Below are 21,209 nucleotides of genomic sequence, written 5' to 3'. Positions count from 1 at the left end.
AGGACCTCCGGTGCTTCGTGGAATGGGGCCTTCAGCAGCTCCACTCCACGCCCGGAGGTCCTCCCCGAACAAGACCTACTCAGATCCCGTCGTCACAACTCCTCGACCAACGTCTCCGGTCAGTACAGCTAGGCCTCGCCGTACCTCGCCCAGAGCCGCGGGAACCGGCGGGCGAACCACTCGTCGTCGTCCTCGGGGAACGGCTCGCCGGTGGGCTCGCCGAACTGGTCGTCGACGTCCTCGGGGCCGGGGTCCATCTCCTCCTCGTCGAACCCCCGCTCCTCCAGCACCTCCAGCGGCGCGTAGGCCCACGCCTCGGCGGCGCCGAAGTCGTTCTCGTCCTCGTCCCACTCGAGGTCGGCCAGCTCGTCGGGGGAGGCGAGCACCCGCTCGTAGGTGTCCCGGCCGTGGCTGATCAGCCAGTTGCGGAAGTCCAGGAAGCTGTCGTCGCTGGCCCCGCCGAGCGCGAGGTAGGCGGCCGCCCAGAGGTCCCAGGTGTTCGCGCGGGCCCGGACGGCCATCAGCTGACGGTAGAAGGCGCGGACCTCGTCGTCGGAGAGCTCCTCGAGGGCCTCGGTGAGCGTCTCGACGTGCTGCTCGACCACCGAGTCCGGCGCGGCCTCGAGGGCCTCGGCCCGGGTGTCCTCGACCAGGGCCCAAAAGGCGTTCGTGTCCACGGGCGGGAACCTAGCGGTGCGGCCGGGTGCTAGACAGGGGCGTGGGCTTCTTCGACGGGATCTCCGAGGGCCGGGCAGCGGTCGGGGAGGGCATCGAGCTGCGGTACCGCGTCGGCGGGGAGGGGCCGCCGGTCGTCCTGCTGCACGGGCACCCGCGCACGCACACCACCTGGCACCGCGTCGCGCCGCAGCTGGCCGCGGCCGGCCGCACGGTTGTCTGCCCCGACCTGCGCGGCTACGGCCGCTCCTCGAAGCCCCCGACGACCGCGGACCACGCGCCGTACTCCAAGCGCGCCCTGGCCGGTGACGTCGTCGCGCTGATGCGCGGCCTGGGCCACGAGCGGTTCGCCGTCGTCGGGCACGACCGGGGCAGCTACGTGGCGCTGCGGACCGCCCTGGACCACCCCGGAGCGGTCACGCACCTCGCCGTCGTCGACTGCATCCCTATCGTGGAGCACCTGGACCGCGCCGACGCCAGGTTCGCCACCGCGTGGTGGCACTGGTTCTTCTTCGCCCAGCCCGAGAAGCCCGAGCGGGCCATCGGCGTCGACCCCGAGGCCTGGTACGGGGCGCTGGGGCCCGGGCGGGCCGAGGCGATGGGGGAGGAGAACCACGCCGACTTCCTGGCCGCGATCCGGGACCCGCGGACCCGGCTCGCGATGCTCGAGGACTACCGGGCCGGCCTGGGCGTGGACCGGGCCGCCGAGGAGGCCGACCGTGCGGCAGGGCGGAAGGTCGGCTGCCCCACGCTCGTGCTGTGGTCCTCCCGCGACGACCTCGAGGAGCTGCACGGCGACCCACGGGAGATCTGGGCGCACTGGAGCACGGACCTGCGCGGGGGTGGGCCGATCGACAGCGGTCACCACGTGGCCGAGGAGGCGCCGGACGAGCTGGTCGCGGCCCTGCGGCCCTTCCTCGCGATGTGATCATCTCCGCCGCCCTGGGTAGGGCCGTCCCCGACCGAGAGGAGACGGCGATGCCGAAGACCACCAAGAAGGGCGACGCGAAGCAGTCGGAGCTGCCCAGCACGCTGCGCCGGTCGGAGAAGAAGGCCCAGCGCACGTTCACCAAGGCCTACGACTCGGCGGTCGAGGAGTACGACGACGAGGAGCGCGCGAACCGGACGGCCTGGGCCGCGGTCAAGCACTCCTTCGAGAAGGTGGGCGACCACTGGGAGAAGAAGGAGGGCGGCAGGAAGGGGCCCTCCGACGCGCAGGCCGCGGGCGGTCGCGGTACCGGCAAGGGGACCAAGGGTGGCGTCGACGCCAACGCCACCAAGGAGCACCTGCTGGCGCTGGCCAAGAAGCTGGACGTCTCGGGCCGGTCGAAAATGAAGAAGAAGGAGCTGGTCGACGCCATCCAGAAGGCGAACGACAAGAAGACCGCCGCTGCGCGCAAGAAGTGACCCCGCGTGACCGGGGACGGCGCGGTCAGCCGATGAGGACGAACTCCGTCTGCCGACCGCCCAGGAACTCCACGCCGTCCCCGGTCACCGCGATGCCCTCCTCCAGGCCCAGCCGCACGCACTGACCGCCCCACTCGGGGACCGGCCGGCGCACCGCGAGCTCGAGGGCGAGCACGGTGTCCTCGTGCACCGGGTAGTCCCCGGCGCCCAGCACCCCCGTCTGGTCGTCCCACTGGCCGATGGCCGGGCCCGCGCCGTGGCCGTGGTAGCCGACGGGGTGGGAGTACACGTCCCCGTCGATGCCCTCGGCGGCCGCCGCCGCCCGCGCCGCCGCGAGCACCTCGTTGCCGGTGCGGCCGGGGACGAGGGCCGCCGTCGTCAGCTCCTGCAGCCGGTTCGCCGCCCGCATGGCGGCCCGCAGCCCCTCCGGCGCGGACGTCTCCCCGGGCCGCAGCACGTAGCCGTTGCGCTGGTTGTCCGTGCACAGGCCCAGGGAGCTCAGCCCCACGTCGCAGTGCACGAGGTCGCCCGGCTCGATCACCGCGTCGAAGCGCACGGCCGGCAGCAGCGCGCCCTGCTCCTCGGCCAGCGGCACCCCGGCCCGCTGCAGCAGCACCGACGGCTGGAACCAGGGGTCGACGCCGAGGTCGTGCAGCCGCTGCCGGATCCACCAGGCCAGGTCCAGCGCCGTCGTCTCGCCGACGCTGACCACGGAGAAGGCCTCGGCGACGACGTCGTGCACCAGCCGGTTGAGCCCGTGCAGCGCTGCGATCTCCTCCGGCAGCCGTGTCTCCAGCCAGCCGACGGCCAGCTCCTCGGCGGGCACCAGCCGGTCGGCCCACCGCGCGAGCGCCTCGGTCAGCAGCCCGTGCTCGGTGTGCGACAGCCCGTCGGCCAGCGCGAAGTCCGCGGAGACGTCGATCCCGATGCGGCGGGGGTCGGCCTGCTCCACGAACCGGCGCACCTCGGCCCACTGGCCGTCCGGGCCGGTGGCGGCGTCGGGGGTCCACGCGGGCAGGAACTGGCCGACCGGGTACCGGGAGACGGCGGCCGGCGTGACGCCGTCGTCGCTGCGGTGCAGGACGAGGATCGTGCGCCGGCGCGCGGCCAGCCAGGCCGAGGGCAGGAGGGTGGCCATCACCGGGTCCTCGTTGCCCTCCCGGCCGGCGACGATCCACAGGTCGATGCCCGCGCGGTCCATGAGACCCGGGAGGACGTCGAGCAGCCGCTGGCTCAGCCACCGGTCGCGCACGTCGGCCTGCTCCCGCAGTGGGAGCGGCACCGTCCGCAGCGGGTCCGGCGCGACGAGCGACATGCGTCTAGGGAAGCAGAGAACCGGCGACCTCACCGGTCGAGACGCTGGCGCGGGTCCTCCGGTCGGGCGACCCGGTGCAGGCGTCTCAGGCGGTCGTCTCCTCCGGGTGCGGCGCACGGGCCCGCGGCACAGCGGCGACGGCGACCCGGTCGCGGCCGCGGCGCTTGGCCTCGTACATCGCGGCGTCGGCCCGGTCGACCAGCCGCCACAGCGCGGCCACCGCGTCCTCGCCGTCCTCGGGCCGGGCCACCGCCAGGCCCACGGAGGCGGTCACGCCGTACCCGTCGTCGGTCCGGCCGTCGGCGACAGCTGCCCGCAGCCGCTCGGCCAGCTGCTGCGCGGCGGCGTCGGCGACCAGGCCGAGCACGACCAGCTCCTCGCCGCCGGTGCGCGCGAGCACGTCCGCGGGCCGGACCGTGGCCTGCAGCGCCCGGGCGACCGTGCCGAGCACGCGGTCACCCGCGGCGTGCCCGAACTGGTCGTTGAGCCGCTTGAAGTGGTCGAGGTCGAGGACCAGGGCGGCCACCCGGGTGCCGTCGCGCCGCGCCTGCCGCCAGATCCGGGGCGCCTGCTCCACGAGGTAGCGCCGGTTGGACAGCCCGGTCAGCGGGTCCAGGCGGGTGAGGACCTCGGTGGCGGCGAGCAGCCGCTGCACCCGCCGCCGCAGCAGGGAGACGACCAGCGACGCGGCGTCGAGGGTGACGGCGCTGACGCCGACCTGCACGGCCAGGCCCACGGGGCTGTCGTAGCTCGGCCACAGCGCCGCCAGGCACACCGCGGCGATGACCACCATGTGCACGTAGAGCTGCCGGACCTCGAGGAACCACCCCGCCACCAGCGCCGGGAACAGCAGCATCAGCGGGGTGGCGTAGTGCGCCGGGTCCTCGATGCACAGGACGACGACGAGGTAGATGAGGTCGCCCACCAGCACCAGCGCGAAGGTGTGCTGAGGGCGGACCCGGCCGCGGGCCGCGATCGAGGCCCCGAGGACCAGCAGGGTGACCATGGTGGCGCCGTAGGCCCAGCGCCCCGCGCCCTCGCGCAGGACCCCGTCGACGAGCAGGTTGACCGAGCCCATGAGCCCGCCGGTGACCAGCAGCGCGGCGAGGGTCAGGGCGGCCAGCCGGCTCTCGGGGGCGGGCAGCTCGTCGTCGCCGGCCTCGTCCCGGTGTCCCGGCGTGCTGGTGTCGGCGCTGGTCACCGGCGCAGGATGCCGCAGGACGGGCGGTTCCGGGGGAGGTCCGCGCGCGGTGTGCCCAGCGCGGGCGGCGGCGGGGGCGGGGTGGAAGGCTGGGGCGACGACGAGCGAAGGAGGTGGCTGATGGCCGACGGACCGTGGTTCTTCTGCCTCAAGCACCACACCGTGGAGCCGCGCGAGGGATGCGCGGAGAAGCACCGGCTCGGGCCGTACGCGACCCGCGAGGAGGCCGAGCGCGGGCTGCAGTCCCTCGCCGAGCGCAACGAGCAGATCGACGCGCAGGACCGCGAGTGGAAGGGCGACTGACCGTCGTCCCGGCCCGGCGGGGCATGATCGTGGCCGAGCGCCCGGACTCTCCGGCGCCGCGGGAGGGGTGGACGTGACGGACGGTCGCGCGGTCGAGGAACTGGTCGTCGGGGTGCTGGGCGGCACCGGCCCGCAGGGGCGCGGGCTCGCCGTCCGGCTGGCCGCGCAGGGCCAGCGGGTGCTGCTCGGCTCCCGCGACGCCGACCGCGCCGCCGAGGTCGCGGCCGAGGTGGCCGAGCGGGCCGCCACCGTCGCCGGGGACGTCGAGGTGTCGGTGACCGGCGGCTCCAACGTCGACGTCGCCGGTGCCGCGGACCTGGTGATCGTCGCCGTCCCCTTCGCCGGGCACGCCGCCACCCTCGCCGAGCTGGCCACGCCGCTCGCCGGGAAGATCGTCGTCGACTGCGTGGTGCCGATGGGCTTCGACGAGCTGGGCGCCTACGTGCTCGACGTCGAGGAGGGCAGCGTCGCGCAGCAGGCGGCCGCGCTGCTGCCCGACTCGCACGTGGTCGGCGCGTTCCACCACCTGTCGGCCAAGCTGCTCGAGGACCTGTCCAGGCCCACGCTGGAGGGCGACGTGATGGTCGTCGGCGACGACCGCGCGTCGATGGACACCGTCCAGGCGCTCGCCGGCCGGCTGCCCGGCATGCGCGGCATCTACGCCGGCCGGCTGCGCAACGCACGCCAGGTCGAGGCCCTCACGATCAACCTGGTCTCGGTCAACCGCCGGTACAAGGTGCACGCCGGGGTCCGCATCACCGACGTCTGAGGCGCTCCCCACCGGGGGCGATGTGCGCGGAGGGCGGGTTCCCGGGGTAGGGGCCCGCCCTCCGCGCACATCGCCGCGCCCAGGGCGTCTACTCGAAGGAGTGCTCGGGGCCGGGGAAGGCGCCGCCGCGGACGTCGTCGGCGAACTCCTGCGCCGCGCGCAGCAGCTCGGCCCGGACGTCGGCGTACTTCTTCACGAACTTCGGCACCCGTCCGCCGTTGAGCCCGGCCATGTCGGGCCAGACCAGCACCTGGGCGTCGCAGTCCACCCCGGCGCCGATGCCGACCGTGGGGATGGACAGCTCTTGGGTCACCTTCGCGGCGATCGCGGCCGGCACCATCTCCAGGACGACGGCGAACGCGCCGGCCTCCTGCACCGCGTGGGCGTCGGCCAGCAGCTGCTCGGCGCCGGCCCCGCGGCCCTGCACCCGGAACCCGCCCAGGGCGTGCTCGCTCTGCGGCGTGAAGCCGATGTGCGCCATGACCGGGATGCCGGACTCGCTGAGCAGCCGGATCTGCGGGGCCACGCGGACGCCGCCCTCCAGCTTGACCGCCTGCGCGCCGCCCTCCTTCATGAGCCGCACGGCGTTGTCGAAGGCCTGCTGCGGGCCGGACTCGTAGGAGCCGAAGGGCAGGTCGGCCACGATCAGCGCCCGCGAGGTGGACCGGGTGACGGCCTTGGTCAGGAAGAGGATGTCCTCGACGGTGACCGGCACCGTGCTGCTGTGGCCCATGACCACGTTGCCCGCCGAGTCGCCGACGAGCATGACCGGGATGCCGGCCTTCTCGAAGATGGCCGCGCTGTAGGTGTCGTAGGCGGTGAGCATCGCCCACTTCTCGCCGCGGGCCTTGGCCTGCTGCAGGTGGTGGATGCGCACCCGCGCGCTGGACGTGCCGCCGTACAGCACCGATTCAGTCACTGCGCCGCTCCTTCGCGGACCGTGGGGAGGGTCTCCCGCCAGCGGTTGGTGATGGGCAGCCGCCGGTCGCGGCCGAACGCCTTGAGGCTGATCTTGGTCCCCGGGGCCGACTGCCGGCGCTTGAACTCGGCGGCGTCCACCAGCCGGAGGACCCGCGCCACCACCTCGGCGTCGTGGCCGCGCTCCAGCAGCTGGGCCATGCCGAGGTCGCGGTCGACGTAGTCGGCGATGACCGCGTCGAGCTGGTCGTAGGAGGGCAGCGAGTCGCTGTCCTGCTGCCCGGGCGCCAGCTCCGCCGACGGCGGCTTCTCGATCGAGCTCGCGGGGATCGGCTCGGTCTCGCCGCGCTCCCGGGCCCAGGCGTTGCGCCAGCGGGCCAGCTCCCAGACCAGCGTCTTCGGCACGTCCTTGATGGGGGCGAACCCACCGGCGGCGTCGCCGTAGAGCGTGGAGTAGCCGACGGCGACCTCGCTCTTGTTCGACGTCGCCAGCAGCAGGTGGCCGTGCTGGTTGGACAGCCCCATGAGCAGGGTGCCGCGGACGCGGGCCTGCAGGTTCTCCGCCGCGACCCCGGAGAGCTCGACCGACTTCTCGTAGGCCTCGACCATGGGCGCGATCGGCACGACCGAGTAGTGCATGCCCAGGCGCCTCGCCGAGTCCTCGGCGTCGGTGAGCGAGTGGTCGCTGGACCACTTCGAGGGCAGCCCGACCCCGTGGACCCGGTCGGCGCCGAGGGCGTCGACGGCGAGCGCGGCGACCAGGGCGGAGTCGATGCCGCCGGACATGCCGAGCACGACCGAGGGCATGCCGTTCTTGTCGATGAAGTCCTTGAGGCCGAGGACGAGCGCCCGCCAGACCTCCTCGCAGTCGCTGAGCGGGTCCACGACGGTGGCCGGGCGCGGCTCGAACGCCGGCACCGGGTCCTCGCTCAGCACGTGGCGGGTGACGGTCATGGGCCCGACCCGGCCCTCGCGCCGCTGCGGCACCGAGGCCGGGTCCAGCGCCAGGTCCACGGTCAGCAGGTGCTCGACGAACTGGGGTGCGCGGGCCAGCAGCTCGCCGGTCGGGGAGACGGCCATGGAGTCGCCGTCGAAGACCAGCTCGTCCTGCCCGCCGACCTGGTTGCAGTAGAGGACCGCCGCCCGGGCCTCCGCCGCCCGGCGGCGCACGAGCGGCAGCCGCAGGTCGTCCTTGGCGCGCTCGTAGGGCGAGGCGTTGGGGGAGACGACGAGGTCGACGCCGGCCTCGCCGGCGACGCCGCACGGCCCGCCCTCGACCCACAGGTCCTCGCACACGGTCAGCGCGACGTCGACCCCGTGCAGCCGCACGACCGGCAGCTCGGTGCCGGGCACGAAGTAGCGCGCCTCGTCGAAGACGCCGTAGTTGGGCAGGTGCCGCTTGTAGTAGCGGACGACGACGTCGCCGCCGTGCAGCAGGGCGGCGGCGTTGCGCGGGGCGCCGCGGCGCGGGTTGGCGTCGCTGGGCCGGTCGTCGTCGGTCGGGCTCGCGTCGACCGGCGCGGGGCCGCTGCCCTCGGTGTGCGCCAGGTACCCGACGACGACGGCCAGGTCGCCCAGCCCCTCGGCCGCGAGCCGGGCGGCGAGGTCGACCAGGGCGTGCTCGCTGGCGCGGGCGAAGGACTCGCGCAGCACCAGGTCCTCCGGCGGGTAGCCGGTCAGCGTCATCTCCGGGAAGACGACGAGGTGCGCGCCCGCCTCCGCGGCCTTCCCCGCCCACCGGACGACGAGGTCGCTGTTGCCCGCGAGGTCGCCCACGCGGGTGTCGACCTGGGCCAGGGACACCCGCAACTGCACCGGCTGCTGATCGCTCACGCCGTCAGTCTGGTCGCCCGCCGGGGCGTCCGGCCAGGCGGGGGGCGGTGCGCGGGAGGTCAGGAGCCGAGGAAGCGGCGCTGGGCCTCGGGACCCCACGAGGCCACGACCTTGCGGCGCAGCCGGGCTCCCAGCCGCTCGTAGAAGCGCTGGGCGGCGACGTTGTCCTCGCGCATCTCCCACCGCACGACCAGGTCCTCGGCCGTGGCCAGCCTCGCCAGCTCCGCCATCAGCAGTCGGCCGAGCCCCGCGTCGCGGTGCCCCGCCCGCACGAACAGGTCGTCGAGGGCGAGGACGTCGCGCCCCAGCCACAGGTGCAGCTTGCGGACCGCGGAGACGTACCCCACCGCGGCGCCGTCGCGGCGTGCCAGGAGGACGACGGCCTCGGGGCGGCCGAGCACCCGCTGCCACCCCTCGAGCGTCCCGGCGTCGGGCACGGCGTCGCCGTTCTCGGCGGCCAGGGCCTGCACCAGGGAGAACAGCTCGGCGGCGTCGGGAACCCCGGCGCGGTGGACGCGGGTCGCATCGGCATCGGAGGGCACGCGGGTGGTCCTGCGCCACGGACGGCCGGGCGGGTGCGACACGAGCGGCCGCGGGCAGCGCGGACCGTGTGCGAATCGCCCGGAGGGGGCAGGCTTGCGCCGACGTCACACTCCCGAAACGAGCGGACTGGATCATGGCGGGCATGGACCGACAGCAGGAGTTCGTCCTGCGCACCCTGGAAGAGCGCGACATCCGCTTCGTGCGGCTGTGGTTCACCGACGTCTCCGGCTACCTGAAGGCCGTCGCGGTGGCCCCGGCCGAGATCGAGGCGGCGTTCGCCGAGGGCATCGGCTTCGACGGCTCGGCCATCGAGGGCTTCGCCCGCGTCTACGAGTCCGACATGCTCGCCAAGCCCGACCCGGGCACCTTCCAGGTGATGCCCGCACGCGAGGGGCGCGCCAGCGACACGGCGCGGATGTTCTGCGACATCACGCTGCCCGACGGCTCGCCGTCCTGGGCCGACCCGCGGCACGTGCTGCGCCGGGCGCTCGGCAAGGCCGCCGACATGGGGTTCACCTTCTACACGCACCCCGAGATCGAGTTCTTCCTGCTCAAGGACCTGCCGACCGACGGCACCCCGCCGCAGCCGGCCGACACCGGCGGCTACTTCGACCTCTCCACGCACAACGTGGCCCACGACTTCCGCCGCGAGGCGGTCTTCGCGCTGGAGGCGATGGGCATCTCGGTGGAGTTCAGCCACCACGAGGTCGCGCCCGGCCAGCAGGAGATCGACCTGCGCTACGCCGACGCCCTGTCGATGGCGGACAACATCATGACCCTGCGGCACGTCGTCCGCGAGGTCGCGCTGGCCCAGGGGGTGCACGCCACCTTCATGCCCAAGCCGTTCACCGAGCTGGCCGGCTCGGCGATGCACACCCACCTCTCGCTGTTCGAGGGCGACCGCAACGCCTTCCACGACCCGGCCGACCCGATGCGGCTGTCGACGACCGGCAAGCAGTTCATCGCCGGGCTGCTGACCCACGCCCGCGAGGTCACCGCGATCACCAACCAGACGGTGAACTCCTACCGGCGGCTGCTGGCCGGCACCGAGGCGCCGACGGCGGCCACGTGGGGCCGGGCGAACCGCTCCGCGCTGGTCCGCCTGCCCAGCTACAAGCCCAGCAAGGCGCAGTCGGCCCGGGTCGAGGTCCGGTCGCCGGACTCCGCGTGCAACCCGTACCTGACCTTCGCCGTCCTGCTCGCCGCCGGGCTGCGGGGCATCGAGAAGGGCTACGAGCTGCCGCCGGAGGCCGAGGACGACGTCTGGTCGCTGACCGACACCGAGCGGCGCGCGGCCGGGTACGAGGACCTCCCGGTGAGCCTGGGCGAGGCGCTGACCGCGATGCAGAGCAGCGAGCTGGTCGCCGAGACCCTGGGCGAGCACGTGTTCGAGTTCTTCCTCCGCAACAAGTGGGAGGAGTTCAACTCCTACCGGCAGAACGTGACGCCCTTCGAGCTCCGGCGCTACCTCCCCGGCCTGTAGCGGGAGCCGGCGGTCCGCCTCACTACGCTGCGGACATGGCCCGCCTGCTCGTCGTCGTCCCGAGCGAGACCGACCCGCCCGCGCGGCTGGGGGAGTGGCTGCGCGCGGCCGGGCTGGAGCTCGACGAGCGCCGCCTGGGCCTCGGCGAGCAGCTCCCGGGCTCGCTCGAGGGCTTCGACGGCCTGCTCGTGCTGGGCGGCCCGCAGTCCTCGATGGACGACGAGGTGACCAGCCCCGAGCTCGTGGGGGTCCGGCACCTGCTGCGCGAGGCGGTCGACGCCGACCTGCCCACCCTCGCCGTCTGCCTCGGCGCCCAGCTGCTCGCCCAGGTGGGCGGGGGCAGCACCCGCGTCGGCGTCGACGGCCCGGAGGTGGGCGCCACCCTGGTGGCCAAGCGGGACGCCGCGGACCGGGACCCGGTCTTCGGCCCGCTGCCGCTCTCGCCCGACGTCGTCCAGTGGCACCACGACGAGATCAGCCGGCTGCCGGCCGGTGCGACGCTCCTGGCGAGCAACCCGCACTACCCGCACCAGGCCTACCGCGTCGGGCGGCACGTCTACGCCCTGCAGTTCCACATCGAGACGACGCCGGAGATGGTGCGCGCCTGGGCCGAGAGCGACCCGGTGGGCGTGGCCGCCAGCCCGCTGGACCTGGAGACCCTCTGCCTGCGCGCGGCCGCCGCGCACGACGACCTCGCCGAGATCTGGCAGCCCTTCGCCGGCCGGTTCGCCGACCTGGTGCGGGCACGGGCCGGGGCCACCGCGTGACCGCGGCCCTCCCGGAGGTCCCGCGGCGGGCCATCGTCCGCCTGGTCCGCTTCGGCTTCGGCGACGGCGAGAAGGCCGCGCGGCTGCTGTCGGACCCCGCGCTCGGCCTGTGGGACCTCGAGCGCAACGAGCCCGCGGACCCCGAGGCCGGGCCGGTCGTGGCCGCGCTGGCCCGCGCCGGCGACCCCGACCTCGCCGTCCGCTCCCTGCACCGGCTGGTCGAGGCGCTCGACGGCGAGGACCCCGACGGCGGGGCCGCGGCGGCGCTGCTGGCCCGGCTGCGCGGCCCGGGCCACCTGCGGGCCCGGCTGGTGTCCGTCCTCGGCGCCAGCTCCGGGCTGGCCGACCACCTGGCCGCGAACCCGCTGGACTGGGAGGTGCTCGACGACGACCGGCACGGCCCCTCCCGCCCCACGCCGAACGCGCTGGAGCGCCAGATGCTGGCCGCGGTCGGCGCGGACCCCGACGACCCCCCGTGGGGCGTGCGGCTCGGCAGGGGCGCACCCGACGCCGGGCCCGAGCGCGTGGGCGCCCTGCGGCTGGCCTACCGGCGGGCGGTCCTCTCCCTGGCCGGCCGGGACCTGGGCGACGGCCTCGCCGCCGACGAGGTCGCCGTCGAGCTCGCCGACATCGCCGCCGCCGTGCTCACCGCCGGGCTGGCGATCGCGGTCGCGGAGCAGCCGGCCGACGCCGCCGCCTGCCGGCTGAGCGTCATCGGGCTGGGCAAGGCCGGTGGCCGCGAGCTGAACTACGTCAGCGACGTCGACGTCGTGTTCGTGGCCGAGGCGGTGGACCCCTCCGACGCCGAGGCGGCCGCGCTGGCCAGCGCCACCCGGGTCGCCGCCGCGCTCATGCGGATCTGCCACGAGGCGGCGTGGGAGGTCGACGCCGCGCTGCGCCCCGAGGGCAAGGCCGGCGCCCTGGTCCGCACCGTCGCCGGGCACGCCGCCTACTACGCCCAGTGGGCCGACACCTGGGAGTTCCAGGCGCTGCTGAAGATGCGCCCGGTGGCCGGCGACCCGGACCTGGGGCGGGCCTACGTCGAGGAGCTCTGGCCGCTGGTCTGGAAGGCCGGCGACCGGCCCGGCTTCGTCGCCGAGGTGCAGGCGATGCGCCGGCGGGTGGAGGCCAACATCCCGCCCGCGCAGGCCGACCGGGAGCTCAAGCTCGGCCGCGGCGGGCTGCGCGACGTCGAGTTCGCCGTCCAGCTGCTGCAGATGGTGCACGGCCGGGCCGACGAGCGGCTCCGCGTCGGTGGGACGCTGCCGGCGCTCATGGCGCTGTCGGCCGGCGGGTACGTCGGCCGCGACGACGCCGCGACCCTCATCTCCTCCTACCGGTTCCTGCGCACGGTGGAGCACCGGCTGCAGCTGCTCCGCCTGCGCCGGACCCACCTGCTGCCCACCGACGAGCAGCAGCTGCGCTGGCTGGCCCGGTCGCTGGGCTACAAGCCCGACCACCGCGGGGACGCCGTCGACGTGCTGCGGGCCGAGGTGGCGCTGCACACCCGCGAGGTCCGGCGGCTGCACGAGAAGCTCTTCTACCGGCCGCTGCTGTCCGCGGTGGCCCGCGTACCCGGGGAGCACCTGCAGCTGGGCTCCAAGGCCGCCGGCGACTGGCTGCGGGCGCTGGGCTTCGCCGACGCCGACGGCGCCCTGCGGCACCTGGCCGCGCTGACCGGTGGCGTCTCGCGGTCGGCGTCCATGCAGAAGTACCTGCTGCCGGTCCTGCTGCAGACCTTCGCCGCCTGCCCGAACCCGGACGCCGGCCTGCTGGCCTACCGGCAGGTGAGCGAGGCACTGGGCGGCAACCAGTGGTACCTGCGGCTGCTGCGCGACGAGGGCCAGGTCGTCGAGCGGCTGGCCCAGCTGCTGGGCTCCAGCCAGTACGTGGCCTCGCTGCTCACGCGCACCCCCGAGGCGCTCAGGCTGCTCGCCGACGACGCCGAGCTGGAGCCGCGCAGCGCGACCACGCTCGCCAACGCGTGGCGGGCCGCCGCCGGCCGGGCGGCCGACCCGCAGGCGGGGATCCGCGTGGTCCGGGGGCTGCGCCGCCAGGAGCTGCTGCGGATCGCCGCGGCCGACCTGCTGGGCCGGCTCGACGTGCACCGGGTCGGGCAGGCGCTCACCGACGTCGCCGTCGCCACCCTGCGCGCCGGTCTGGACGTCGCCCTGCGCGCCCACGCCGCCGAGGCGGGGATCGACGTCGCCGACATGCCCGTGGACCTGGCGGTCATCGGCATGGGCCGCCTCGGTGGCGGCGAGATGGGCTTCGGGTCCGACGCCGACGTGCTCTTCGTGCACCGGCCGCGGGCGGGCGCCGACGAGACGCGGGCCTCGGCGGCGGCCAACGCCGTCGCCCACACCCTGCGTCGGCTGCTGTCCGAGCCCGCGCCCGACCCCGCGTTCGAGGTCGACGCCGACCTGCGCCCCGAGGGTCGGCAGGGGGCGCTGGTGCGCAGCCTGTCGGCCTTCCGCGAGTACTACGAGCGGTGGGTGTCGGTCTGGGAGGTGCAGGCGCTGCTGCGCGCGGTGCCGGTGGCCGGGGACGAGGCGCTCGGCGCGGAGTTCGTGGCGCTGGTCGACCCGATCCGCTACCCGGCCGCGGGCCTCACCGCCGAGCAGGTCGCCGAGATCCGCCGGATCAAGGCCCGGGTGGAGCGCGAGCGGCTGCCCCGCGGCGCGGACCCGGCCACGCACACCAAGCTGGGCCGCGGGGGTCTGGCCGACGTCGAGTGGACCGTCCAGCTGCTGCAGCTCCAGCACGCCGCGGCCACCGAGGGGCTGCGGGTCGCCTCGACGGTGGGCGCGCTGGACGCGCTGGCCGCCGCCGGCCACCTGGAGGCCGAGCAGGCCGCCGCGCTGCGGGAGTCCTGGGAGCTGGCCACCCGTGCGCGCAACGCCATCTTCCTCGTCCGTGGCCGCCCCAGCGACCAGCTGCCGCGCCCGGGGCTGGAGCTGGCCGGCGTCGCCCGCGCGTGCGGCTACGGCCCCGACCAGGACCCCGGCCAGTTCGTGGACGACTACCGGCGGACCACGCGGCACGCCCGGAGCGTCGTCGAGCAGGTTTTCTTCGGGCGGCCGCCCGCCGCGTGAGATTTCCGCGTGAATTTCCGGGAACAACCGGAGCAGGAACTGGCGTGTCGCGCGTCGCCGTGACCAGACTGGGGCAGCCGTGCCGCGTCGCAGCAGGGCGACGCACGGGGACGGCCTGTGGTCTGAGGAGATCGCTCATGACACCCGCGCTCGTCCGCTCCCTCGCCGCCGAGTTCCTCGGCACCGCGCTGCTCGTCTTCCTCGCCGTCGGGTCCGCCGTCGCGGGCCTCGACGCCATCGGCGCGCTGGGCGTGGCCATCGCGTTCGGCTTCGTGCTGCTCGCGCTCGCCTACGCCATCGGCCCCGTCTCGGGGTGCCACATCAACCCGGCGGTGACGCTGGGCGTGCTGCTCTCCCGCGGGATGACCGCCACCGAGGCCGCGGCCTACTGGGTCGCCCAGTTCGCCGGCGGCATCGCCGGCGCGGCCCTGCTCGCGCTGCTGACCAGTGGCTTCGGGGACGTGGAGGACCAGACCGGGGCGCTGGGGGCCAACGACTGGGGCCCGGCCATCAGCGCCGGTGGGGCATTCGTCCTCGAGGCCCTGCTGACCTTCGTGCTGGTCACCGTGGTGCTGCTGGTCACCGGCCGCGCGGCCTCACCGGGCTTCGCGGGGCTGGCCATCGGGCTCACGCTCACCGCGGTGCACCTGGTCGGGATCCCGCTCACCGGGACCTCGGTCAACCCGGCCCGGTCCCTCGGCCCGGCGCTCTTCGCCGGCGGGGACCCCCTGGCCCACGTGTGGCTGTTCGTCGTGGCGCCGCTGGTGGGGGCGGTGCTCGCGGTGGCCGTCACCCGGCTGCTCGCCGTCCCGCTGGTCACCGACGACGCGGCGCGGGCAGCGGCCGGCACCGCCGTCGTCGACGAGACCGGCGCGCAGCTCCCGGACAGCGACGCGTCCGGGGACGGCGTGGCCCGGGCGGACGGCGACCGCCGGCACGCCCGCACCTGACCCGGTACACCCGGGCGGGGGGCACCACCGCCCGGTGGGTGTGCCCGTCGCGCCCGCCGGGCAGAGTGGAGCCGTGCCACCACCGCTGACCGACGATGCCGGCGACCCGTCCGCGGGCGGACGCTTCGACGCCGACCTGCCCGAGGACCCCGCCGGTGGGCAGGGGAGCGGGACCACGATCACGCCCTACCGCGACGGTCCGCTGATCGTGCGCGGGGACTTCCGCCTGGTCGACCAGGACGGCGCCGAGATCGACCCCGGCCGGGGGACCATCGCCCTGTGCCGGTGCGGGAAGTCCGGGATCAAGCCGTTCTGCGACGGCTCGCACAAGCGGGCCGGCTTCTCCGCGCCGAGCGCGCCGAGCCGGCCGCGGCCCGCCGCGCAGCTCCGCCAGGAGGGCTGAGCGCGCAGCGGGCCGAGGCGGTCAGCGCGTCGACTCGAACGCGCGGGCCATCCGCACCTGCTCCTCGAGGATCTCCCCGATGCGGGCCTGGACGACGTCGAGCTGGCCGATGACCTCGCTGGTCGCGTGGATGCCGTCGGACACCGACTGGGTGCTGGCCTGGATGCCGGCGATCTGCTCGGACACCTTGCTGGTGGCCTCGGCGGTCTCGCGGGCGAGCTCCTTCACCTCGTTGGCGACCACCGCGAAGCCCTTGCCGGACTCGCCCGCGCGGGCCGCCTCGATGGTGGCGTTCAGCGCGAGCAGGTTGGTCTGGTCGGCGATGGTGGAGATGATCCGGATGACGTCGCCGACGGCGGCCGAGGCGCTGGCCAGCGCCTGCACCTCCGTCGTCATGGACGAGGCCTTGCCCACCGCGCTGTCGGCCACCCGGCCGGCGTCGTCGGCGGCCTCGCGCAGCCGCGAGACGGTCTCCAGGAGCTCCCGGGAGTTCGCCGCGTCGGCCTCCGCGCGGCGGAGGATGTCCAGCCGCTGGGAGACCAGCTGCTGCACGTTGCGCAGCGCCGAGCCGCGGGAGTCGGACAGGTCGATGGTCTCGGTGACGAAGAAGTCCATCGTCCCGACGACCCTGCCGTCGCTGATGACCGGGAAGCAGACGCCGGACTTGACGCCGGCCCGCTGGGCCGCCGGCGCGCGGACGCAGTCGGTCACCTGCGCGAGGTCGCGCACGAAGACCAGGTCGCGGGCCCGCCAGGCCCGGCCGGAGAGGCCGACGCCCTCGGCGAAGCTGGCGGCCAGGGTGACCTTGCGGAACTCCTCGCCCGCGGAGCCGGACTCCCGCTGGAACTTCAGCAGGTTGTCCGCCGGGTCCAGCGCCCAGAACGAGCCGTAGGCCCAGCCGAACGCCTCGCGGACCGAGTCCAGGGCGACCTGGAGCGCGGTGGGCTCGTCCACCGCCTCGCCGACCTTGGCCACGACGTCGGTGACGGCGTTCCGGTCGTCCAGGCTTTCCCGCAGCTGGGCGGCGGCCAGCACGCTGCGCCGGGAGTGGGCGATCAGCCGGCCGAGAGCCTCCCACTTCTGCGCGCGGCCACCGAAGAACGGCAGCTGGCTGCTGCTGTAGTACTCGAGGACCGCGGTGACGCGGTTGCCCTCGACGACGGGCAGGAAGCACCCCTGGTTCGCGCCCGCCGACCGCGCCGCCGCCCAGCGCAGGCAGCTGCCGGTGGGCGTGGCGTCGTCCATGAGCACGGTGGTCCGGCGACGCAGCGCCTCGCCGCCGTAGCCGGCGCCCTCGACCATGGCCTCGCCGGGCGTCCACCGGGCGGCCATGGCGCCGGCGGCCTCGCCCTCGGTGACGGCCAGCACGAAGCCGCCGTGACCGTCGGGCAGCCAGGCGGCGCCGTACGTGAGGCCCAGCGCGTCGACGAGCACCCGCATGATGCGGCGGTGCGCCTCGAGCTCGGTGGTCACGGTGTCGTCGAGCGCCTCGATCACCCGCTCCAGGGCCTCGACGTCCCTCGGCTGCTCGACCGGCGTCGCCGTCGTCCGTCCGCTCTCGCGCCAGCGCATCGGCGTCCTCCCCGTCGTGGCGACCCGACGTCCGTGCCGGTTCGCTCGCGTGGTGGTTTCGGCTGACAACGAGCCGATGTTGAGCCGTATATGGGTGGCCCCCACGCGCGGCTCGACGAACCGGCGGCTTCCGATTGTGACCTTCGTCCCCCATGATCTCCGGGACGCCGACCGGCGTCCCCGATCGGAGGTCCGATGGATTCCGCGCTCACCAGCGTCGCCCTGCCGCTGGCTCTCGCCGTCGTCATGTTCGGCCTCGGCCTGTCGCTGACGCCGCAGGACTTCACGGCGATCGGGCGCCGCCCGAAGGTCGTGCTCGTCGCGCTGGCCCTCCAGCTGCTGGTGCTCCCGGTCCTGTGCTTCGGCGTCGTCCTGGCCTTCGACCTCCCGCCGCTGCTCGCCGTCGGGATGCTGCTGCTGGCGGCGTCGCCTGGCGGCACCACGGCGAACCTCTTCAGCCACCTGTTCCGCGGCGACGTCGCCCTCAACATCACGCTGACCGCGGTGAACTCCGTGATCGCGGTGGTCACGCTGCCCGTCGTCACCAACATCGCCATCCAGTACTTCGACCCGGCTGACAGCGGTTCGCTGGGTCTGCAGTTCGGCAAGACGCTGCAGGTCTTCGCCGTCGTGCTGGTGCCGGTGGCCCTGGGCATGCTTGTGCGCAGGCGCTCGGCGCCCTTCGCCGACCGGATGGACAAGCCGGTGCGCATCCTGTCGGCGGTCGTCCTCGCCCTGGTGATCGTCGGGACCATGCTCGCCGAGCAGGACCGGATCGGGGAGTACCTGCGGCAGATCGGCCTGCCCGCCGTGGTGTTCTGCCTGCTCAGCCTGACGGTCGGGTTCGCCGTCCCGCGGCTGCTCGGGGTGGCCCACCGCCAGGCGACCGCCAGCGCCTTCGAGATCGGCATCCACAACAGCACCCTCGCCATCGCGGTCGCCGTCAGCGTGCTGGGCAGCGTGGAGCTGGCGGTGCCCGCCGCGGTCTACGGCGTGCTGATGTTCCCGCTGGCGGCCGTCTTCGGCTGGCTCTTCACCAGGAACGCCGAGGTCGAGGTGGGTCAGGCGGCGAGCGCGCGGTCGCGGTAGAGCCCGGAGCGGCCGGCCTCCCAGGCGCCCAGCAGGTGGCGGGCGGCCAGCCCGTCCATCGCCAGGGAGGCGGCCGCGCCGAACAGCACGTCGGCCGCCAGGTCGGGCTCGCCGGCGATCAGCGAGCCGCACATGTCCACCGAGGCGATCTGCTCGTGCACCGCGTCGGCCTCCACGTGCTCGTCGTAGAACACCGTCGTCCGCTCGTCGTAGCCCAGGCGCCGCAGCCCCGAGGAGTAGCGGCGGCTGGGCTCGGACGAGGTCATCTCGACCGCCGCCAGGTGGCCCAGGGCCGCTCCCCGCCAGCGCCGGTGCAGCCCGAAGAACGACATGGTGTTCACCGAGGCGAAGGCGGCCGCGGGCGCGGTGTCCCACAGGGCGCCGTACCCGGCGTCGAGGTCCAGGTCCCGCATCAGGCCGGCGAACAGCTCGCTGTGCATGCGTGCCGCCGAGCCGCCGCCGTACTCGTCGGCCTGGATCTCGACCATCGCCGCCTTCGTCCGCCCGGAGAGCCGGGGGATGGCGAAGGTGTGCGGGTCGGCCTCCTTGAGGTGGTAGACCGAGCGCAGGGTCAGGTACTCCCGCCACTGGTCCAGCGTGCCCCGCTTGGCCATGAAGGCCGACAGCGACGGGCTGTCGTCGGCGTCGATGAGCGCGGTGATCTGCCGGTCGATCGGCTCGTCGGTGACCGACAGCGGCCCGACCAGCTGCCGCAGCGCGGCGAGGTGCCGCCGCTCCAGGCCCGCCCGCACGCGCAGCAGCTCCGGGTCCCACTCCCAGTCCTCGGAGACCCCGTCGAAGCCGCGGTAGTGCAGCTCGTAGGCGATCGCCAGGCTGAGCTGCAGGTCGTCGTCGGTGAGTGCTCCGGACGGCGCCGCGGCCACGCGCTCGGCGCGGTCGAGGGTCGTCGCGGACAGGGACGACCGGGTGGCGAGGTCGCTGGCGAGGGCATCGCTGAGGGGGCCCCGTGGCTCGGGCAGGCGCATGATCATCGTCTTGCCCCGCCACGGCGGAATCGATGCACCGGAGGGTTGTGATGTCCCCCGGGGGTAGGACGTCGCCATGAGCCCCGGCCCCGAGCGCGTCGTCCTGGTCACCGGTGGCAGCGCCGGCATCGGCCGGGCCACCGTCCACCGCCTGGCGCGGGAGGGTGCCCGCGTGGTCACCTGCGCCCGCCACGGGGACCGGCTCGCGGAGGCCGTCGACGGTCTCCCGGGGGTCTCCGCGGTGGTGGCCGACGTCGCCGAGGCGGCCGGTCGCGACACCCTCGTGCAGCGGGCGCTGGAGGAGCACGGGCGTATCGACGCGGTGGTGCACAACGCGGGGCTGGCCTGGGCCGGCCTGGTCGAGGACACCCCGGCGGAGGCGGTCGAGGCCGTCGTCGCCACGAACCTCACCGGCGTCGTGCAGCTCACCCGGCTGCTGCTGCCGCAGCTGCTGGCGACGGCGGAGCAGCACGGTCGTGCCGACGTCGTCGCGGTCTCCTCGGTGGCCGCCTGGTCGCAGGTGCCGCCGCTGACCGTCTACTCCGCGACCAAGGCGGGCCTCGACGGCTTCCTCAAGGGCCTGCGCCGGGAGGTCACCGCCCGGGGCGTCCGGGTGCACTCCGTGAACCCGTTCTTCGTGTCCACCGAGTGGCTGGCCCGCGGGCACGGGCAGCCGCCGGTCTCGGACGCCGACGCCCGGGGCCGGCTGTCCCGCGGGATCGCCCCCGACCGGGTGGCCGAGCGGATCGTCGACTGCCTGGGCTCCGCGCGGTCCCGGACCGTCGGCGTCCCGCGCTGGTCCGGCGTCGCCCGGCTCGGGGAGGTCACGCCCGTCAACCGGGCCCTCGACGCCGTCCTGTCCCGCCGGGCCGGCACGATCCGCCGGCTGGCCGCGCGCACGGTCGAGCGGCGCGTCCGCCCGTGACCACGACCGGGGGAACCTGCGCCGGCCGCGACGCTCGGCTTGGCATGATCCCGGCGTGACCGGGACGACACCTGACGTGCAAGCCCCTCGGACCGCCGCGAGCGCGTGGTGGGCGGTCCTGGCCGCGGTCCGTCGCGCTCTCGGTGGGCACCGAGCTCGTGCTGCACCTGGTCGACCCGCGGGACCCGTCGCTGGGCATCGTCGAGCGCCTCGTGCGGTTCTTCAGCTACTTCACCGTGCAGAGCAACCTGCTGGTGCTCGCCGCCGTGCTGCCGCTGGTGCGCGACCCGGCCCACGACGGCCCGCTGTGGCGGGTGGTCCGCCTCGCCTCGCTGCTCGGCATCACGATCACCGGGATCGTCTACGCCGTCGTGCTGGCCCCGCTGTACGACCCGCAGGGGCTCAACGCCTGGACCAACACGGGCGAGCACTACGTCTCCCCGGTGATGACCGTGCTCGGCTGGCTGCTCTTCGGTCCCCGCCCGCGGATCACCCCGCTGGTGGTGGGGCGGGCCCTGCTCTGGCCGGTCGCCTGGATCGCCTGGATCCTCGCCCAGGGCACCGTCACCGGCTGGTACCCCTACGACTTCATGGACGTCGCCGCGCACGGCTACGGGGTCGCGCTGCGCAACCTCGCCGGGGTCGTCCTGCTGGCGCTGGCGTTCCTCCTGCTCTTCCGGTCCGTCGACCGCCGGCTCCCGGCGACGGCGTCCGCGGCCGGGCGCACCGGCTCGCCGGTCCCGACGGCCTGACCGGTGCCGCTGGAGCCCGGGGACGTCGTCGTCCGGCGGGTCGACGACAACCACTGGGCCGTGGTGGAGCCGCTGGCCTAGCTGTAGCGACCAGACAGGTTGTTCACGCGGCGAGGCGGCTGATCGGTGGGCGGCCTCCGAGGGCGGAGTGGCTGCGGGCAGTGTTGTAGTGCTCCAGCCAGCTGTCCAGGGCGGCGGTGCGCTGGGCGTTACTGGTCCAGGC

The 21,209-nt window shown here is 74.7% G+C and carries 21 protein-coding genes; 12 read left to right on the top strand and 9 right to left on the bottom strand.

Annotated features, from left to right (window positions below; translation table 11 throughout):
• Nucleotides 1-128: 128 nt before the first annotated feature.
• Nucleotides 129-677 carry a DUF4240 domain-containing protein gene (locus tag E4P43_RS17920; protein ID WP_167759234.1) on the bottom strand — a complete coding sequence of 183 codons (549 nt, stop codon included), beginning with the start codon at nt 675-677 and terminating at the stop codon, nt 129-131.
• 26 nt (nt 678-703) lie between these two features.
• On the opposite strand from E4P43_RS17920, the gene E4P43_RS17915 reads away from it, so the two are divergent.
• Nucleotides 704-1,603: an alpha/beta hydrolase gene (locus E4P43_RS17915; RefSeq protein WP_245159227.1), complete on the top strand. Its 900-nt coding sequence runs from the start codon at nt 704-706 to the stop codon at nt 1,601-1,603.
• Nucleotides 1,604-1,653: 50 nt separating this feature from the next.
• Complete coding sequence (locus E4P43_RS17910) at nt 1,654-2,082, top strand: ChaB family protein (RefSeq protein WP_135146876.1); 429 nt, start codon at nt 1,654-1,656, stop codon at nt 2,080-2,082.
• Nucleotides 2,083-2,107: 25 nt separating this feature from the next.
• Here E4P43_RS17910 and E4P43_RS17905 read toward each other — a convergent pair whose 3' ends face one another.
• Nucleotides 2,108-3,397: a M24 family metallopeptidase gene (locus E4P43_RS17905; RefSeq protein WP_135146875.1), complete on the bottom strand. Its 1,290-nt coding sequence runs from the start codon at nt 3,395-3,397 to the stop codon at nt 2,108-2,110.
• An 85-nt stretch (nt 3,398-3,482) separates the two neighbouring features.
• Complete coding sequence (locus E4P43_RS17900; RefSeq protein ID WP_245159226.1) at nt 3,483-4,598, bottom strand: GGDEF domain-containing protein; 1,116 nt, start codon at nt 4,596-4,598, stop codon at nt 3,483-3,485.
• A 120-nt stretch (nt 4,599-4,718) separates the two neighbouring features.
• Here E4P43_RS17900 and E4P43_RS17895 point away from each other — a divergent pair, with 120 nt between their 5' ends.
• Nucleotides 4,719-4,901 (top strand): hypothetical protein, encoded by a 183-nt coding sequence (locus tag E4P43_RS17895; protein WP_135146874.1) that lies wholly within the window; start codon nt 4,719-4,721, stop codon nt 4,899-4,901.
• A 73-nt stretch (nt 4,902-4,974) separates the two neighbouring features.
• Nucleotides 4,975-5,670: an NADPH-dependent F420 reductase gene (gene npdG, locus E4P43_RS17890; RefSeq protein ID WP_135146873.1), complete on the top strand. Its 696-nt coding sequence runs from the start codon at nt 4,975-4,977 to the stop codon at nt 5,668-5,670.
• Between the two features lie 88 nt (nt 5,671-5,758).
• On the opposite strand, the gene panB is transcribed toward npdG, so the two are convergent.
• From panB to E4P43_RS17875, 3 genes are read right to left on the bottom strand one after another with little or no spacing between them, the layout of a single operon-like run.
• Entirely contained in the window at nt 5,759-6,589 is an 831-nt protein-coding gene (gene panB, locus E4P43_RS17885) for a 3-methyl-2-oxobutanoate hydroxymethyltransferase (protein WP_135146872.1), read from the bottom strand.
• A complete protein-coding gene (locus E4P43_RS17880) occupies nt 6,586-8,421 on the bottom strand; it encodes an NAD+ synthase (protein WP_209313951.1) in 1,836 nt (611 codons plus the stop codon). The genes panB and E4P43_RS17880 overlap by 4 nt, the downstream gene beginning before the upstream one ends.
• Nucleotides 8,422-8,480: 59 nt before the next feature.
• Nucleotides 8,481-8,963: a GNAT family N-acetyltransferase gene (locus tag E4P43_RS17875; RefSeq protein ID WP_135146871.1), complete on the bottom strand. Its 483-nt coding sequence runs from the start codon at nt 8,961-8,963 to the stop codon at nt 8,481-8,483.
• Nucleotides 8,964-9,106: 143 nt separating this feature from the next.
• Here E4P43_RS17875 and E4P43_RS17870 point away from each other — a divergent pair, with 143 nt between their 5' ends.
• From E4P43_RS17870 to E4P43_RS17850, 5 genes are all read left to right on the top strand, one after another.
• Nucleotides 9,107-10,447, top strand: coding sequence for a glutamine synthetase family protein (locus E4P43_RS17870; protein WP_135146870.1), 1,341 nt, complete (start codon nt 9,107-9,109; stop codon nt 10,445-10,447).
• A gap of 35 nt (nt 10,448-10,482) precedes the next feature.
• Complete coding sequence (locus E4P43_RS17865) at nt 10,483-11,214, top strand: type 1 glutamine amidotransferase (protein WP_135146869.1); 732 nt, start codon at nt 10,483-10,485, stop codon at nt 11,212-11,214.
• A complete protein-coding gene (locus E4P43_RS17860) occupies nt 11,211-14,309 on the top strand; it encodes a bifunctional [glutamine synthetase] adenylyltransferase/[glutamine synthetase]-adenylyl-L-tyrosine phosphorylase (RefSeq protein ID WP_135146868.1) in 3,099 nt (1,032 codons plus the stop codon). The genes E4P43_RS17865 and E4P43_RS17860 overlap by 4 nt, the downstream gene beginning before the upstream one ends.
• A 137-nt stretch (nt 14,310-14,446) precedes the next feature.
• Nucleotides 14,447-15,259, top strand: a complete 813-nt coding sequence (locus E4P43_RS17855) for an aquaporin (RefSeq protein WP_135146867.1) — start codon at nt 14,447-14,449, stop codon at nt 15,257-15,259.
• Nucleotides 15,260-15,332: 73 nt separating this feature from the next.
• Nucleotides 15,333-15,662, top strand: coding sequence for a CDGSH iron-sulfur domain-containing protein (locus E4P43_RS17850; protein WP_245159225.1), 330 nt, complete (start codon nt 15,333-15,335; stop codon nt 15,660-15,662).
• A gap of 21 nt (nt 15,663-15,683) precedes the next feature.
• On the opposite strand, the gene E4P43_RS17845 is transcribed toward E4P43_RS17850, so the two are convergent.
• The gene (locus E4P43_RS17845) at nt 15,684-17,234 is read right to left on the bottom strand and encodes a methyl-accepting chemotaxis protein (RefSeq protein WP_135146866.1); all 1,551 of its coding nucleotides are present in this window, start codon (nt 17,232-17,234) and stop codon (nt 15,684-15,686) included.
• A gap of 195 nt (nt 17,235-17,429) precedes the next feature.
• Between E4P43_RS17845 and E4P43_RS17840 the strand changes: the two genes are divergently transcribed.
• Entirely contained in the window at nt 17,430-18,323 is an 894-nt protein-coding gene (locus E4P43_RS17840; protein ID WP_135146865.1) for a bile acid:sodium symporter family protein, read from the top strand.
• Here E4P43_RS17840 and E4P43_RS17835 read toward each other — a convergent pair.
• Nucleotides 18,296-19,309, bottom strand: a complete 1,014-nt coding sequence (locus tag E4P43_RS17835) for an iron-containing redox enzyme family protein (protein ID WP_135146864.1) — start codon at nt 19,307-19,309, stop codon at nt 18,296-18,298. The genes E4P43_RS17840 and E4P43_RS17835 overlap by 28 nt on opposite strands.
• Before the next feature lie 76 nt (nt 19,310-19,385).
• Here E4P43_RS17835 and E4P43_RS17830 point away from each other — a divergent pair, with 76 nt between their 5' ends.
• Together E4P43_RS17830 and E4P43_RS17825 are read left to right on the top strand one after the other, a co-directional pair.
• Nucleotides 19,386-20,234 carry an SDR family oxidoreductase gene (locus tag E4P43_RS17830; RefSeq protein WP_135146863.1) on the top strand — a complete coding sequence of 283 codons (849 nt, stop codon included), beginning with the start codon at nt 19,386-19,388 and terminating at the stop codon, nt 20,232-20,234.
• Between the two features lie 143 nt (nt 20,235-20,377).
• Entirely contained in the window at nt 20,378-20,986 is a 609-nt protein-coding gene (locus E4P43_RS17825; RefSeq protein WP_135146862.1) for a Pr6Pr family membrane protein, read from the top strand.
• A gap of 103 nt (nt 20,987-21,089) precedes the next feature.
• On the opposite strand, the gene E4P43_RS17820 is transcribed toward E4P43_RS17825, so the two are convergent.
• Nucleotides 21,090-21,209 (bottom strand): integrase core domain-containing protein (locus E4P43_RS17820; protein WP_167759172.1); only part of this gene is annotated, 120 nt, incomplete at its 5' end.

Origin of the sequence: Blastococcus sp. TF02A-35, from assembly GCF_004571075.1 — a bacterium.
In the GTDB taxonomy this organism is placed as follows: Bacteria; Actinomycetota; Actinomycetes; order Mycobacteriales; family Geodermatophilaceae; genus Blastococcus.
This window is presented reverse-complemented; position numbering and strand designations above follow the sequence as displayed.